The following is a 17441-nucleotide window of genomic DNA, read 5'->3' as shown; positions in this document are numbered from 1 at the left end:
TCCACTTTCATTTTTGTTCCTACTGGTAAATCTGCTGGCATCGTTACTTTTGCACTTGTACCTGTAACCGTATATGTTTCACCTGCTTCTACCTCTTGTGAATCTCCACCTAATGTTAATTCATTCCTATCATCACCTGGTGTAGTATCAGTTGCTTCTTCTACAGTTACTTCGCTAGTTGCCATATGACCGCCGTCAGCTGTAGTCACTGTAATGAATGCAGTACCAGCTTTAACTGCAGTTACGTTACCACTTTCATCGACAGTTGCTACTTCTTCATTACTGCTAACCCATGCGACTGCTTTATTAACTGCTGTATCCGGAATTACCGTTGCTGTTAACTGACTTGATTCACCTTCAGTCAATTCTACGGTTTCCTGATCAAGCGTTACATCTGTTACAAGATTTTCTTCATCACTTGGATCTTCTGGATTTACCATCTCTTCATCAGCAAGAACAGTAACCTCTGCTTCAGTAAGTGCTCGATTAAAGATTTTAAATTCATCAAATTTACCATCAAATAAATTGTGGTTGTCACTTCTAGATTTCCCTAAATAGTTCATCGTCGTCTCCATTAACATTCTTGGTTCCATGTTATATGTTGATTTTCTAGAAACTTCTTCACCATCAACGTATAAAACAGCATCAAAGCCTTCAATTGTCATCGCTACATGGTGCCATGTTTGTGTTGATAACCTTGGAGCTCTTACAGCATATTTGTAATCCGTACCAAGTGTTGATGATGCATTACTGAATTTTTCAGTAAAAGGAGTTACTGCGGCAAATTCTAAGGTACCAGTATCACCTTGTGTACTTAAATACATCGTGTTTCGATTTGCAGTTCGTCCAGTGTCAGAAGCAAAGTCAAAAATTCTTTGATTTGTTTGATCACTGTTAACTTTTACCCATGATGACATTGTCATATTTTTCAAGTTTAGATCTTGTATGATATTTGCTGGCAATTCAACATATCCAGAAGATCCATCAAGACTTACAGAACCTTCAGAGTCTCCAACTTTATCTACAGTATCTATATTTGCTCCGCCTATCAACTCTGCATCATAACCGTTATCTGTAACATCTTTCACAGTCGTCCCATCGGCATTATCAAAAGTATAGTGAACTACTGGTTCTGTAGAAGCTTCTGGAGCTTCTGGTGTATATTTAGCTTGTAGCGCATCATATTCTGCTCTAGTGATTGGAATTACTGTTCCATGACGTGGTCCTGGCGGAAGTGCATATTCAGAATCATCAAGAACGTTATTTACTAACTGTTCACCATCTTCTAAATCATCCGTCCAACGTACGTGATATGGCCATGAATCTAAGAACAAATACCATTTGTCTTCATGAATATCTTTAAAGACTGTTTGTCCTTCATTATTTCCACCATGACCGATTAAACCTTGGTTACCATTTTTAGTCCCTTCAATTGGTTCAAACTGAAAACCATTCTCCACAATGTTGTCAGCATCATCAAAAATATTTGTTGCTTTCTCATAATAAACTTTGTAGTTCACCTCAGACTTAGTAAATCTGTATAAAGTTTCACCATCCTGAACAAAGCTTGTATCGATTGTCGGGAATCCATCGTCAATCATGACTTTCGGTTCTGAAAACTCATGGAAGTCTCTGGTTGTTGCATAATACATCACATTATACTGACCATTTGGCCTTCCATTTGGATAATTACCATACGTTTCATCGTTGTCTATTGAAGAAGCCCAAAATACGACATATTCTCCTGTCTTCTCATCATAATAAGCTTCTGGTGCCCATGTGTTACCACCATTTTCAGGTGCAACTTCCACCATTCTTTGTTCGCTCCAATTTACAAGATCTTCTGATTCCCAGATCATAAGCGAGTGACTTCCAGTTATTTGAGCCTGATCAAAGTTGGTACTTTCCCCCATCTTTAAATCAGTTGCAATCATGTAAAATTTGTCACCTTCTGGAGACCTCATAACAAAAGGATCACGCAAGCCTTTTTCACCCATAGTGGATTGAATAACAGATTGTCCATTATTCAAAGCTCTCCAGTTCAAAGGTTCTTCTGCAGTAGCAAAGGATATTTCTTCTCCACCTTCATATTCTCCAGTAAAGTATGAAAAGAAGTATGCATCATAATCCTTTTTGCCTGGATCAGCGATAACTGTAACATCAAATGATTTCTCGGTTTCTGCGTCACCATTAGATACTGTTGCTGTTAAAGTAACTACAGTATCTTCACTAGCACGTGTTACAACTCCAAGAGATTTGGCATCTTCTCTCGCTTGCTCAGACCCCTTAACAACCTCAATATTCGAAGATTCCCATGTGATAGTAGAACCATTTTCGCCAGAAGTAGGTAATCCTAAATTGCCTTTTACGTTATCCTTGTTATAAATTGTTATCTCATTTGCATCAAAGTCAACACGTTGTTGATTTGAATATTCTTTTAATACCGTAACGTTAAATGTTTTCTCGGCTGTTAGTCCTTCGTGAGAAAGTGTTGCAGTTAGCACCACAGCGCCATCAGATCCTTGAGTCGTTGGACGCGTTACAACACCATCATTGGAAATAACACCTGGGTTATTTGAACTCCAATTAATCGTAACGTTATGCTTTCCTGTGTCAGGAAGATTAAGATTTTGAGTAATTTCATCTTTACTTGCATCATCCGCTGCCAAATAGTCTGTAATATCCAGTTCATTTTCAGCATCTGAAATTACGAGCTGGTTTATTTCACTTATTTCACTTGTAGTTTGTGTTGCTAATGTAGCTACTTCTTCGTCAGTCAAAGCACCATCATAAATACGGAAGTCCCCTACCATACCACTATAAAAAGCGTCATTTGTAAAAATTGATTTCCCAATAAATCCTGAAAAATCTGCTTCTGCATCGATTATTTGTGATAACTTTTTACCTCCAACAGAACCTGAAGTTACTTCTTCACCATTTACATATAGTGTTAAAGTATCAGTAGATCCTGAGAATACTGCAGTTACTACTTGCCATGAATCTGACTCAAGCGTTTCATCACCCCTAATTAGCGCTTCGTTTCTCCATCCAGCCTCTGATATTCCTGTTGCAATATCATTACTGCTATCTACACCATGACGTGGGGTTACAAAGAAATAACCATTTCCATTCTCAATATCACTATCTACTCTACCTAATCCAAATATCCAACGGTTTGTTCCGTCATTGTTCCAATTAACAAGTGTAGAAACAGTGACGTCTTCTAAGCCAGTGAGTACATCAGACCCATCTGAGCTTTTTGGAATTTCTACAAATCCACTCTCTGAATCAGACGATCCTCCATCAAAAGCCACATAACCTGCTTCTGAGTTCTTTACCAAATCGCCGTTTTCAGGGTTTTTAAATATCCCATTAAAAATGGTATCGCTTCCAGAAATATCATTTAAGATAACTTGTCCACCGGTTTCTTGTGTAGACTTCATATCATAATGAAGAATCAACTCCCCGTTTTCTGATACAGGTGTAGTACCTTCAATAAGATTAATTTTATTTTCTGCTTGTGTTTTCAATTGGGCCATCTCAGACGTCGACAAGGCTTTATTATAAATGCGGAAGTCTGCAATATCACCACCAAAGTATGGATCACCTGCATACATCGATCTTCCAATATACCCACTAATACCATTTTGATTCTTAATATCATCTAGCGTGAAACCTTCCGTTGAACCAGTAGCTACCCGTTCACCGTCAATATATAATTCTAGTGTTTCTTCTACTTCTGATATTATAGTAGTTACTAGTTTCCACTCATCCGCAGCCAGTGCTGCATCTTGCCTTGCTGACACTTCATTTCTCCAGCCATCAGTAGCTATGCCAAATCGCGCGGAACTATCTGCATTGTATTCTGGTGTGAAATATAAGTATCTGCTATTGTCTTGACCTAAAGCATATAACCATTCAGCTGTGTTCGTACCATCCCATTTCACCAACGTTGATACAGTTATCTCAGATGATTTATCTAAGACACCCTCCGGAATCGATACATAGGATGAATCACTTGAGCTACCTCCTGCTAAACTTACATATCCATAGTTATCTTCTTTTACTACTTCTGAATTAGCTTCATTCACTAATTCACCATCATAACCATTGGCACTCGAGTCCTGTACAGTAGTTCCATCAATATTCTTCATATCATAATGAAGCAAAAGGTCATCTTCGACAGCTGCAAAGGTTGATTGAGGTACTAATCCTGATATTGTGTTAAACAACATCAGGATTAGTACAAAAATCGCAGTATTTTTTTTACTCTTCATTCGTCACTCTCCTCTGAATTAATTCTCCCTTCCCCTAGGTGTGTTAATTCATTTAATGTTGAGAGATTATACCTTTTTTTGTCTTACTTCTAATTACAATTACTCGCTGAAGTACGATAAACAATAATAGTAATGCTCCTATAGCTATTTTTGTCCACCATGAGCTTAATGTACCCTCAAATACAATTACTGTCTGAATAATACCCAAAATCATGACACCTACAACACTTCCTGCAACATACCCTGAGCCACCAGTTAAAAGCGTACCCCCGATAACAACTGCAGCAATGGTATCAAGTTCTAAACCGTTAGCATGAAGACCATAACCTGACAACATATAGAAGGTAAACACTAGTCCGGAAAGTGAAGCACAAAAACCACTAACTGTATAAATCATAACTTTTGTTCTAGCAACAGGAAGTCCCATTAAAAGTGCAGATTGCTCATTCCCACCGATAGCATATACATTTCTCCCATATTTTGTGAAATGCGCTACAAACACTGCAATGACTACAACTACGAATGCGATAATCACGCTTGGGGATATAAAATTATCACCCCAAATTGGAATTCGACCACTAGCCATATAACTGAAAAATGGATGGTTAATCGCAATCGTTTCAACACTTATCACATAGGCGAGTCCCCTAGCAAGAAACATTCCTGCTAGCGTAACAATGAAGGGTTGTAAGTTAAAATATTGAATCAAAGCACCCTGACCCATTCCAATTAATGTACCTGTAAGTAAACAAATTGGAATTACAATCCATGGTGAAAGTCCAGCATTCATTATTAAACTTGCAGCAATCATACTTGTTAGAGCAATTACTGAACCAACAGATAGATCAATTCCTCCTGATAAAATAACAAAAGTCATACCGACAGCTACGATAATTAAAAATGCATTGTCAATAAATAAATTCAAAAATACTTGTGAAGAGAAAAAACCTGTATACCTAAACGAACCAAACGCATACATGATAATAAAGAGTATAATCGTAGCAATTAAAGGGAGTTGTTTATAATCTAAGTTTAACTTTTTCATGATAGTGTCACTCCCTTATCTTTAGTACTTTTAACTCCTTTTTTGCTTCCAAACGCACCAGTGAGTCTTTTTCTAAATTCTGGAGACTGTAACAGACAAACAATCAATACAACAATTGCTTTTACGACAAGATTATATTCTGTCGGCACACCTACGGAATAAATTGTTGTTGTTAAACTTTGAATAATCAAAGCACCAACTAATGTACCCATCAAGAAAAATCTACCACCCATTAGAGATGTACCACCAATAACGACAGCTAAAATTGCGTCTAGTTCATACCACAGACCTGCATTATTTCCATCAGCACTCGCCACATTAGAGCTTAGAATCAAACCACCAATGGCAGCACAAAATCCAGAAAATATATAAACCATTAAAATTATATTTTTTGAATTTATACCCGATAAACGACTTGCATCAGGATTTGAACCTACTGATTCAATAAATAAACCTATCGCAGTTTTTCTCGTTAGAAACATCGCAATTGCAAAAACAGCAGCGACTATAAATATAGAGAATGGAAGCAAAAACAGATAACCGCCACCAATATAGGAATATGGCTCATAGTAAACAGTCGTAATTTGACCGCCTGTAATTAATTGAGCAATCCCACGTCCAGCTACCATAAGAATAAGTGTAGCAACGATAGGCTGTACCCCGACACGTGAAACTAACAAACCATTCCAAGCACCCGCAAGTACACATATTCCCACTGATAAACCAATCGCAGTGAATAACGGTAAAATACTGTCATCAGCAGCACCAGCAACTGACATTGCACCAATTGCACCTGACATCGCAATAACAGAACCTACACCAAGGTCAATTCCCTTCGTAGCAATAACAAGCGTCATTCCTATAGAAATCAGCATAAGCGGTGCACCACGGTTTAAGATATCTATCAAACTACCAACTAAGTGGCCACCTCTTACTTCAATCGAGAAGAATCCGCGATCAAAAAACAGATTAAACAATAAAATTAAAACCAATACTACGATTGGCCAAAATAATTTAGACTTGATCATAGATTTAATCATATTACATTCCTCCGGCCATTTCTTTCATTATATCGTGTTGCGTTTTGTGATCTTTATTACTAATTTCTGAAACCTTTTTACGATCTCTAAGTACAGCTATTTTGTCACATGTGCGTAATACTTCGTCTAGTTCAGAAGAAACAAATAAAATGGACATTCCCTTTTCACTCAACGAAACCATTAACTTCATAATTTCAGTTTTAGCACCTATATCTATACCTCGAGTTGGCTCATCAAGAATTAATAATTCTGGATTTGTTATAAGCCACCTTGCTAGCATAACTTTTTGCTGATTTCCCCCACTAAGGTTTTTGATTAGTTGTTCTGGATTAGGTGGGTTAATGTTTAATAATTCAACATACTCATCAGCAATTTCAATTTGTTTTTTCTTAGGAATAAATCTAAACCACCCTTTTGTCCCTTGCATTGCTAGAATCATATTCTCGCGAATTGTCAACTCTGGAATAATACCTTCAGCTTTTCGGTCTTCAGAACAAAAAGCGATACGATTTGCGATTGCCTGTTTTGGACTATTAAGTTGCTTCTTTACACCTTTAATTTTAATTTCTCCAGTATCAGGTTTATCTGCCCCAAATAACAATCTTGCTAATTCAGTTCTCCCTGAACCAAGCAATCCAGCTAAACCTACAATTTCACCCTCATGTATATCTAAATTAAACGGTTGAATGTTTCCTGTTTTAGAAAGATTTTCAACTTCCATGAATGACTCTCTCTTTTCCGTCTGTACCTCGTCTCCCTTACCTTTTGAAATCGATGTTAACTCATTTAGTTCTTTACCGATCATTTTCTCAACTAATTCAAGCCTAGGTAAATCTTTAGTCATATATTCGCCTATCCATTCACCATTTCGCAATACAGTTATTCTGTTTGAGATTTCATAAATTTGATCTAGAAAATGACTAACAAATACAATTGCTAATCCTTCTTTTTGCAAATTGCGGATTACATCAAACAATTGATTTACTTCATCTCTATCAAGACTAGATGTTGGCTCATCCAAAATAAGCACTTTCGCTTGTACATTCAGTGCACGCGCAATTGCTATCATTTGTTGCATAGCGACGGAATAAGAAGATAATAATTTCGTCACATCAATATTCAAATTTAATCTTTTCAGTAACTCATCTGCTTGGCGATTCATTTCTTTCCAATCAATCCGGCCTTTTTTCATAATCTGTCGTCCAATAAAGATATTTTCCACAACTGACAAATTGGTACAAAGATTAACTTCTTGATATACAGTACTTATCCCTAATTCTTGTGCTTCTAGCGGACTATTTACATGGATAGGATTACCTTCAAGCGTGACAGTACCTCCATCTATGGAATACACTCCGGTCAACACTTTTATAAGTGTGGATTTACCCGCACCATTTTCACCCATTAATGCATGCACCTCACCAGGAAACAGCTGAAAATTAACATCTGACAACGCTTTAACGCCTGGAAATTCTTTTACAATACCCTCCATAGCGAGTCTTGGTGTTTGATTTTGCACTATACTAACCTCCCTAACTCTTTAACTTTTTCAATTGAAGCCACTACCGTCTATTCACATAATTCATGTAACTAACCATGATAACGTTTTAAACTGTAGTGGCTTATTTTTTTCAGTGTGATTTTATATTAATTAGTACTGACGAGTTGGAAGAAGTTCTTCCGCTTGATCCATTGTGTACATGCTTTCTTCAACAGCTACACGCTTCGGAATTTCTTCTCCAGCCTTATACGCTTCAATCAAATCAACCATTTGAGGACCAAATAATGGATTACATTCGATCGTAACATTCATTTTTCCAGCTGCCATCGCTTCAAATGCACCTTTAACCGCATCTACCCCGATAATTGTAATATCTTCAGCAGGCTTTAAGCCGTATTCCTCAATAGCTTGGATTGCACCGATAGCCATATCATCATTATGTGCGTACAATACATCGATGTTATCACCATCTGATTTTAGGAATGCTTCCATAACTTCTTTACCTTTCGCACGAGTAAAGTCACCTGATTGTGATTGTGTAATTTCGAAATTCGAATGATCTCCGATTATTTCTTCAAAACCTTCTTTTCGGTCAATTGCAGGAGCAGAACCTACTGTACCTTGCAGTTCAACAATATTAACTTCATCTTCATCTCCCAATTCATCAACTAACCAATTTCCAGCCTTTCTTCCTTCTTCAACAAAGTCTGAACCTAGGAAAGTTACCCATAAAGAATCATCTTCAATATCAACAGAACGGTCAGCTAAGAATACCGGAATGTCTGCATCTTTTGCTTCCTGTAGAACTGTTTCGAACCCAGTTTCTACCACTGGTGAGAATACAATTGCATCTACTTTTTGAGCGATAAAAGAACGAATCGCTTTAATTTGATTTTCTTGTTTCTGCTGAGCGTCTGAGAATTTCAATTCATGTCCAGCATCAGTAATTGCTGCTTTCATTGATTCTGTATTTGCTGTTCTCCACTCACTCTCAGCACCAACTTGCGAGAAACCGATTACAAGTTTTTCACTAGAAGCTTCCTCAGTGTCACCTTCAGTTTCAGCACTTGTATCTTCTGTTTCTGTTGTATCTTCTGTTTCTGTTGAATCAGATTCTGTCCCTCCTGCTTCCTCAGCTTCATCTGATCCACACGCTGCTACTACTAGCAATAGCGCCAGCATCATAAGCATTAAAAGTTTAGAACTAAATAATTTCTTCATAAACTAAAAACCTCCCCTTTTTATTTCCAATCCATCAATCATTCCCGTTGAATTGGCACACACTCAGTATAAAGCGCTTTCAGATATATTAAAATGTAATTGTTTTCGTAAAAATTGTAATATAATATTATATCCATTTATATAATCACACAAAATTGTGATTATCTGTTGAAAAGTTACAATATTTTTGTAATTTCTTTACAATAAGTACGGAAAGCCGTTGATTGTATGATAAAATTAGTAAAAAGGTCATAAAGAAAGATAGGGGTATGATAAAATGATTGCGTTTTCAAAGTTGTCCGATCTTTCTTTGCGGACGAGACTAATTATTGTATTTCTAACTGTTCTACTTTGGGTTGCTATTGCAAATTGTGTTTTAATATTTCTATTCGTTGGATATGTTCGTGAGTATAACGACATGATGAAAACAATCACACTTACAAATGCAATTAACGGAGAATTAAAATTACAATTAGATGATGAAATAAGAGAAATCGTTTATGGAAAAGTCTCTTTTGAAAATGGTTCACAGTATGCACTGCTTAATTCTATGAACAGTAATTTAAATCAGATAGAGTCCGATGACAGCTTAGGACAGTTTGATGAAGAAATTTCCGAGGTGCGACAATCATTATCTACTACTAAAGAGTATGTTGATAAACTAGGCGAAGAAATTAAATATAACCTTCCAGCAGATCAACGCAATATTACATACGAATATATCACTATCATTACAGACATAGTGGATGATCAAGTTCAAAAGTTGTTACACTCAACACTCGAAGTCAGCGAACAATCAAAGACGAATATAGTGGATAATATTAAAAGAGATATTACCGTTTACGTAGTAGCATTTATTGCTGTCATATTATTATCAATATTGTTTGCGTGGTACATCTCAGGTAACATTGTAAAACCAATTCATCGATTAAGACAGAACGCTAACGAAATTGCTGAAGGAAATCTTACAGTTGATGCAGTTGTTATTCCTTCGAAAAATGAGATTGGTGATTTGTGTCGTTCTTATAACCGGATGTCTAACAATCTTAAAGATATCATCGTAAGCGTAAGAAGTACGAATGACTTAGTTATGTTATCTTCTAAAGATATCCACCATAGTATTCAAGAAAATAGATTTGCTGGTGAGGAAGTGGCAAATGCAACACAAACAATCTCTATGAATCTTCATGAACAAGATGAACTAATTAAACAAGCAGTATCAACTTATGACGATTTAATTATCAAATATGAGCAAATCTTAAGTAAATCTATTAAAATTCAACTTCATTCCAACAAATCACTAGAATTGGCCAATCAAGGTAGTTTAGAGGTAGACAAATTAGTTAATCAAAATCATAGTATTAAAAGCCTCCTACACCAAGTGGATAATGAATCTCAACAACTAACTCAAACAGTTTCAGAAGTCGATAAAAGTTTAAATATAATGAAATTAATTGCTCGTGAAGCTAACTTACTATCTTATACGATGAGTAACCTAATAACGAATGAAACCAACCAAAAAGAACTTACCAATATAACAGAACGAATAGAGCAATTGGCTAATGAAGCGAATATAACGACACAAGACTCAGAAATAACTGAATCACGTGTTCAAAAACATAAAAATAACATAAGTGAAAAACTAAAAGAGGCACAGAAAGATATTATCAGTAATCAGCAAGTTGTAAAGATAGGCGAAAGTTTTGAATCAATTTACGCATTTAATAGAAATGTCCAATCAGAGATCAATAATGTTACAGAAGATATGCAATCGGCTTTTGAACATATGGACCACGTTAGGAATGTGATTAGAGATATTGAACATCGTTCCAAAATCAGTAAGTCAGAGGTAATCAGTATTGCATCTATGGGAGAAGAACAGCTAGCGACCTTAGAAGAAGTATCTGAGTCTTCTTATAAGTTAGTCGAAAGAATCCAAAAAATGAAAAATGATATTAGGCAGTTTAAAGTATAACAGCTATCTTTTAATAAATTTTGACTGCGTTCCATGGACTTTCATATTCAAAGATAAAAGAGGTTAGAAAGCAACAAAACTTATATATGATTATCGTTTGATGCGCAATACCTTCATTATTTATACTAATTATAGACTGGTAGGTAGTAACCTATGAATCTTAAAAAATGGATTTTTTCTAGCTTACGCACAAAGATGCTTGTCATGTTTGTTATGTTAACTGTTACACCTCTCATCTTTGTCGGAATTGTCTCGTATGTAAAATCGTATAATATTGTATCGGAGCAATCACATACATTAGCACAATTTGAAGCCGAACGATTAAGTCGTGATATTGATGTACTATTTCAAGATATTAAACGTTTCACTGAAATCGGTGAACAGGAAAGTACAATACAATTTCTAATAAATCAAAAAAACACCCAAGAAGAAGCCACAAGTACACTCAACATGATTAAATTTTATCGAGAAAGTTATCCCTCTAGTAAGCACATCTTAGATATAAGTATTATGAATAATTCTAAAGTACTTAGTGAAAGTCGAGGTGTTTACCAATTCGATCCAACACCATCACAAATCCAGATATTCTCAAGTCTTAATAAAGACCCTACAACTCCAGTGATCAATACAACAGTTAAAAATGGATTTCCTGCGATTTCCATGACAACTGCAATTGTTAGAAGCCTTACCGGTGAAACGATTGGATTCATCAATATTATTATCGATGCATCCGCAATAAACAATATATTAAATGAAGGATTAATAGGTGACTCGGGTTCTTTTCATATAGAGTCCGAGTATGGTGAAAATTTGTACCACTCATCTAAAATTGAAGGAAGTTCTCCTTCAACAGATTGGAGCGTGATTGGAAAGAATAGTTCTGGTTATTACACCGACTCGACTTCCACTTTCTTTGTCTTCACTACTTCAGAAATGACTAGTTGGAAAATCGTTGGTCATGCACCAATTAGTGAAATTATGAAGGAAGCTAATGATATACGAAGCTTAATTTTTCTTAGTGTAACGAGCAGTATTATATTTACAATAGGACTTTACTTTTTTATCTCTTCCAAGTTAATACGTCCACTTCAAATTTTAAAACAAAAAATGAAACAGGCTTCTTATGGTGACTTTAATGTTAAGGTCATTAACAACAGCGATGACATGGATGAAATTTCTGAACTTGGATCTAGCTTTAACAGTATGATTAAAAAAATAAAATCATTACTTAAAAAAAGTATCGATGAACAAAAACAATTGAAAATTGCTGAGTTTCGAGCTTTACAAGCTCAAGTAAACCCTCACTTTTTATACAATACATTAGATACAATTATTTGGATGGCAGAAGCAAAAAACACGTCACAAGTCATTGACGTAACAAAAGCATTGTCCCAATTTTTCCGAATCTCTTTAAGTAAAGGAAAAGATTGGATAACTTTATATGATGAAATAGAACATGTTCGAAATTACTTAATTATTCAAAAAATCAGGTATGAAGATATTTTAGAAGTTACCTATCATTTAAATGAAGATATTCTTGATTACAAAATCCTAAAATTAGCACTCCAACCACTCGTAGAAAACGCCATTTACCATGGAATTAAAAATAAAAGAGGAAAAGGCTTCATACGTATTAAGGGAGATATCAATGCACAAGGGCACATCGTCATTGACATAATCGATAATGGAATAGGTATCAAGGAGAAACGTTTGGACGAAATACGCACACAATTAGCTCGCGGCTTACCATTAGACAACGGTAAAGGTGGCTTCGGCATGGTGAATGTCCATCAAAGAATTCGACTTTATTATGGTGAACCGTTTGGACTAACCATAAATAGTTGGTACCGATCAGGTACTCGAATTTGCTTAACGATTCCAACGGAGAGGTGAGTTATTATGAAAAAGGTATTTCTAGTCGATGATGAAAAGGTTATCCGGGAAGGGATAGGAAAAAGTATTAATTGGAAGAAGGAAGGCTTTGAATATTGTGGGGATGCCCCAGATGGTGAAATTGCACTCCCTTTAATAGAAAAGTCCAAACCTGATATTGTTATTACTGATATTAAAATGCCTTTTATGGATGGACTACAACTAAGCAGAATACTTCGTGATAAACTACCAGACTTAAAAATAATTATATTGAGTGGACATGATGAATTTGAATATGCTAGAGAAGCAATGCGTGCCCAGGTGTCTGAATACTGTTTAAAGCCTGTCACCGCATTTGATTTACTTGAAATATTGCATAAAGTTTCCGATCAAATAGATATTGAAGAGTGGGAGAAAAAGCAACTTACTGACTTGAAAAATCAAGCATTAGAAAATGCTTCTCTTACTAAAAATCACTTTCTAGGAGAATTATGTGAAGGCTCACACTCTACAGCCAGTGCGATAAAAAAAGCTTCCGAGTTAGGTATCGATTTATTATCTAGTTATTATTATGTTTTAATCATTGAATCAGAATTGAGAGAGTCAGCCTCAATCAATTCAATAGCAGCGAATCACTCTTGCCTTGTGTTTAAAAGAAAAAGTAAAGAGACCGTGTTTATTATGAAAAGTGAATCAAAACAGCAGCTTGAAAGCGAGATTGAACAGATTCGAAAACAACTGTTATTAGAGCCTGATTCTATAAGCTTTGGTTTAGGAAAAATAAAAAATCGTATCCAAGCGATTGCAGAATCCTTTGATGAGGCGAGCAAGGAAAAAAACTTTTCAAGTAACATTACAAAAAAATATAACGTCAATAATACCGAGGTTGATATTAAGTCCAATAAAGATATCCATCAATTTAATCGGAATGATTTAATCCATTTCCTTAAATTCGGTGAGAAAAGTAATATAACTAACTTTTCTCAAAATTATTCATCCTATCTGAAATCAGCTAACATTCGCACACCGTTTTTTATCTATTACTTTTTAATGGATTTCACAATTACAGTGACACACTATATTAAAGAGCAGGACAATGGCTCCGTAAGCGTGTTAAATGAAATTAGTCAGTTAGAAACTCAGGTTAGTTGGATTAAGGATTACGAAGAAATCATATCCTATATGGAAAAGATGTTGCATACGGTTATTGAATTTAGGGAGCAAGTGAATAGTAAATTCGGAGTAATCATTCAAAAAACAAAGGACTATATTCATGATCATTACCATGACCATGAATTATCACTTCAATTAGTTGCAAAAAAAGTTAACGTTAGTGCTTCTTACTTGAGTCACATGTTTAGCCAAGAAACGGGCCAAACGTTAATCGAATACCTAACAAAAACTCGTATCGAACGCGCGAAGGAATTTCTTAAGACAACCAATGATAAAACATATGAGATTGCGCATAAGGTTGGGTATAGTGATTCGCACTATTTTTGTCATTCCTTCAAGAAGATGACTGGGATGACAACAAAGGAATTCAAATCACATGTAGACACGCCCATCTCGTAAAATTTAAAGAAGCTCCCTAAACCTAAGTAGTTCCGTTTCGGTGGAGAAACTACGAAATATCACACTAAGTAACAGACCAATTATCATATGATTTGGTCTGTTACTTTTCACTTATATATCAATGTTTTTGGATATAAATACTTGAATTAACATATGAAATCGCAACCAAAATAAATGTAGAGTTTGTGAAGGATCTTTCTTCAACTAACGAGCAGAAGAGTTGTGCGAAATGTTCCTAGCTTAAATGGAGGATGGTAACATCTCTCTGGTAAAGGCTAGGCAATTCCATGTGGAATTGAAGGATTATATCTAAGAATCAAATGAAGAGGTAACGCTCCGAAGGGTTCTCTCTTAGTCGATTAGCACTTGAATTAGTAAGAATGACAGTGTTGAGAGCTCGGTGAAAAGGCGTAAGAATTCACCGTAACAGTGTAACCTAGCTGTCGAAAGCCTACCCGATGGGGTGGTGTGAATCATGATGCTTGAGTTGAATGAATACGGTGAGTATGCGAATCAACCTAAAAGAAAAAGGTTAAGCTGACAAACTTCTGAATGTACGGGTCTAGACCTGCAATACATAGAAATGTGTATATCACCAAATGTGAGGTTAAATGTGGGTGAGTAAAACTAACTAATATGAAAATCCATGATATGTTAAAGGCATATGAAAGTTAACAGGCTTACAGGAAGCACCTAAGTTCATTTTATAATAGATATAATTCAACGTTGTAAGCTGATAACGTGGAGGGCTTACTCCTTATGAAACGTTGGAAAGGAAAGCAATAATGACAATAGTTATTGTATAACTTCCCTTTATATCAGTGAAAGTGGTGGCACAGTACCAATGAAGTGTCTAATCAACACAGAGGGATAGCCACTAGACTAATGAAGAATCATTCAACCATGTAAGGCAGATCTTTATCGATTAATAAGGTTCTCGTGAGACTAAAAGAGGTTAACTCCGAAAGGGGTACCGACTTATTGAAACGGAAGAAACTGAGACATAACGAGTATTATAATCTACAAGAGTGTTTTGACACTCTCTACACTCAAAGTGTCAATGGTGAAAAGTTTTATGGATTAATAGAATTGATGAGTTCTGATGAAAATATAAGGCTTGCCTATCGAAATATCAAAAGGAATACAGGAAGTAAAACGGCAGGAATAGATAAATTAACAATTAAAGATATTAGTCATTTATCAGTGGAAGATGTGATAGTAAATGTTCAGTCTATGTTTCAATCATTTGAACCACAGAAAGTTAGACGTGTTTTAATTCCCAAAGCAAATGGCAAGGTACGACCACTAGGAATACCAACCATTTGGGATAGAATTATTCAACAGTGTATTTTACAGATATTAGAGCCAATTTGTGAAGCAAAGTTTCACAAGCATAGTTATGGATTCAGACCGAATAGAAACACCCATCATGCAAAAGCAAGATTTGAATTTTTAATTAATCAATCTGGGCTTCACCATTGTATTGATGTAGATATTAAGGGTTTCTTTGATAATGTTAATCATAGTAAACTCTTAAAACAAATTTGGTCTTTAGGCATAAGGGATAGGTCGTTAATCGCTATTATTTCAAAACTATTAAAAGCTGAAATTCATGGTGAAGGTGTACCATCTAAAGGAACACCGCAAGGTGGCATTCTATCTCCACTACTTTCAAATATTGTTTTAAATGAACTTGATTGGTGGATAAGTAATCAATGGGAAACTTTCACAACTCACTTTCAATACAAAACAAATGGGATTAAATATCAAGCACTGAAGAAGTCTGAACTAAAAGAATGTTATATTGTCCGCTATGCGGACGACTTTAAGGTTTTGTGTCGTACACGTACACAAGCAATCAGAATGAACTATGCAATTAAAGATTTCTTGATGACTAGATTGCACCTTGAAACAAGTGAAGAAAAGTCTAGGGTAATAAACCTAAAGAAAAATTTTTCCGAATTTCTCGGGTTTTCTATTAAAGCAGTAAGAAAGGGCAAAACGAGGTTTGGTTATGTAGCCAAGTCAAATATGTCTAAGAAAGCCAGGCTAAATGCTTCTAACAAAATAAAACATTCAATCAAAGCTGTTCAGAAACATCCTAGTAATCAAACCGTTTGGAATTTCAACACTATCGTTATGGGGATACAAAATTACTATTCAGCAGCCACTAGAATTACGATAAATCTTAATGAGTTAAACTCTTATCTACGGAAAACGATGTATAATCGCCTAAAGATTCTTAGAACTGACGCAGAATTTCATGACATGACCAAGACATTACAAAAAAGGTATAAAGGATACAAATGCAAACTGCACAAGATACAAAACATGGTGTTTGTACCCATTCATGCCCAAAAATATAAAACGAATTTATGCTTTACCCAGGATACGTGCAATTACACGACCGAAGGTAGAGAAAAGATACACAAAGGGTTAAAAGCCATAAATAAAGATGTCTTATCTTACATTATGAAGAGTTTTATTCCAAATCGGACAATTGAATATAACGACAATCGAATAAGTAAATTTATTGCTCAGTATGGTAAGTGTGCCATTTCTAGAGTAGAACTAGGTCTTAATGATTGGCATTGCCACCATAAGAATCCTTATCATCTTTCAAACGATGATTCATTCTCTAATCTAGTAATACTGCATGAATCAGTCCACAGACTAGTACACATGAAAGATAATGATAAAATTAATGCATTAATAAAAGTATTAAATCTTTCCAAAAAGCAAGTAGAAAAACTCAACGAACTTCGATTACAATGTCATAATCAAGTAGTTTGATTTCGGAGAAAGCAACAGTCAAATCTAAAAATACATAAATTGAATGAATTGGATTAGTTGGAACGCCGTATGCGGTGAAAGTCGCATGTACGGTGTGAACAGGGGGAAAAGGTAGAGATAACTTCAAACCCTTACCTATCTGTAT

General features: G+C 35.5%; 10 protein-coding genes. 4 read left to right on the top strand and 6 right to left on the bottom strand.

Annotated elements, in window-relative coordinates; translation table 11 throughout:
• The 5 genes from QQS35_RS09535 to QQS35_RS09515 all read right to left on the bottom strand — a co-directional run.
• Nucleotides 1-4277, bottom strand: a 4277-nt coding sequence (locus QQS35_RS09535; protein ID WP_285931822.1) for a LamG-like jellyroll fold domain-containing protein, incomplete at its 3' end; no start/stop codon positions are given.
• A gap of 52 nt (nt 4278-4329) precedes the next feature.
• Nucleotides 4330-5322: a galactofuranose ABC transporter, permease protein YjfF gene (gene yjfF / locus QQS35_RS09530; protein ID WP_285931821.1), complete on the bottom strand. Its 993-nt coding sequence runs from the start codon at nt 5320-5322 to the stop codon at nt 4330-4332.
• Entirely contained in the window at nt 5319-6362 is a 1044-nt protein-coding gene (locus QQS35_RS09525; protein WP_285931820.1) for an ABC transporter permease, read from the bottom strand. Before QQS35_RS09525 ends, yjfF begins: the two co-directional genes overlap by 4 nt.
• Nucleotide 6363: 1 nt before the next feature.
• The gene (locus QQS35_RS09520; RefSeq protein WP_331490719.1) at nt 6364-7881 is read right to left on the bottom strand and encodes a sugar ABC transporter ATP-binding protein; all 1518 of its coding nucleotides are present in this window, start codon (nt 7879-7881) and stop codon (nt 6364-6366) included.
• Between the two features lie 132 nt (nt 7882-8013).
• Nucleotides 8014-9084 carry an ABC transporter substrate-binding protein gene (locus QQS35_RS09515; RefSeq protein WP_285931819.1) on the bottom strand — a complete coding sequence of 357 codons (1071 nt, stop codon included), beginning with the start codon at nt 9082-9084 and terminating at the stop codon, nt 8014-8016.
• Nucleotides 9085-9361: 277 nt separating this feature from the next.
• On the opposite strand from QQS35_RS09515, the gene QQS35_RS09510 reads away from it, so the two are divergent.
• The 4 genes from QQS35_RS09510 to ltrA all read left to right on the top strand — a co-directional run bounded on the left by QQS35_RS09510 (nt 9362) and on the right by ltrA (nt 17296).
• A complete protein-coding gene (locus tag QQS35_RS09510) occupies nt 9362-11059 on the top strand; it encodes a methyl-accepting chemotaxis protein (RefSeq protein ID WP_285931818.1) in 1698 nt (565 codons plus the stop codon).
• A 153-nt stretch (nt 11060-11212) separates the two neighbouring features.
• Complete coding sequence (locus QQS35_RS09505; RefSeq protein ID WP_285931817.1) at nt 11213-12952, top strand: sensor histidine kinase; 1740 nt, start codon at nt 11213-11215, stop codon at nt 12950-12952.
• Nucleotides 12953-12958: 6 nt separating this feature from the next.
• Nucleotides 12959-14503: a response regulator gene (locus tag QQS35_RS09500; RefSeq protein ID WP_285931816.1), complete on the top strand. Its 1545-nt coding sequence runs from the start codon at nt 12959-12961 to the stop codon at nt 14501-14503.
• A 981-nt stretch (nt 14504-15484) separates the two neighbouring features.
• Nucleotides 15485-17296, top strand: coding sequence for a group II intron reverse transcriptase/maturase (gene ltrA, locus QQS35_RS09495; protein ID WP_285930976.1), 1812 nt, complete (start codon nt 15485-15487; stop codon nt 17294-17296).
• Here the strand turns inward: ltrA and QQS35_RS09490 are convergent.
• On the bottom strand, nt 17256-17441 hold a 186-nt coding region (locus QQS35_RS09490), incomplete at its 5' end, for a hypothetical protein (protein ID WP_456237188.1). The two genes, ltrA and QQS35_RS09490, sit on opposite strands and share 41 nt — an antisense overlap.

The organism is Aquibacillus rhizosphaerae (assembly GCF_030282825.1).
Classification (GTDB): Bacteria; Bacillota; Bacilli; order Bacillales; family Amphibacillaceae; genus Aquibacillus_C; species Aquibacillus_C rhizosphaerae.
Note: the sequence above shows the minus strand (reverse complement) of the source record. Positions and strands in the feature narration are given on the sequence as shown.

Coding starts and splice junctions, on each gene's coding strand:
- yjfF (WP_285931821.1), bottom strand. CDS start 5,322: ATGAAAAAGTTAAACTTAGATTATAAACAACTCCCTTTAATTGCTACG.
- QQS35_RS09525 (WP_285931820.1), bottom strand. CDS start 6,362: ATGATTAAATCTATGATCAAGTCTAAATTATTTTGGCCAATCGTAGTA.
- QQS35_RS09515 (WP_285931819.1), bottom strand. CDS start 9,084: ATGAAGAAATTATTTAGTTCTAAACTTTTAATGCTTATGATGCTGGCG.
- QQS35_RS09510 (WP_285931818.1), top strand. CDS start 9,362: ATGATTGCGTTTTCAAAGTTGTCCGATCTTTCTTTGCGGACGAGACTA.
- QQS35_RS09505 (WP_285931817.1), top strand. CDS start 11,213: ATGAATCTTAAAAAATGGATTTTTTCTAGCTTACGCACAAAGATGCTT.
- QQS35_RS09500 (WP_285931816.1), top strand. CDS start 12,959: ATGAAAAAGGTATTTCTAGTCGATGATGAAAAGGTTATCCGGGAAGGG.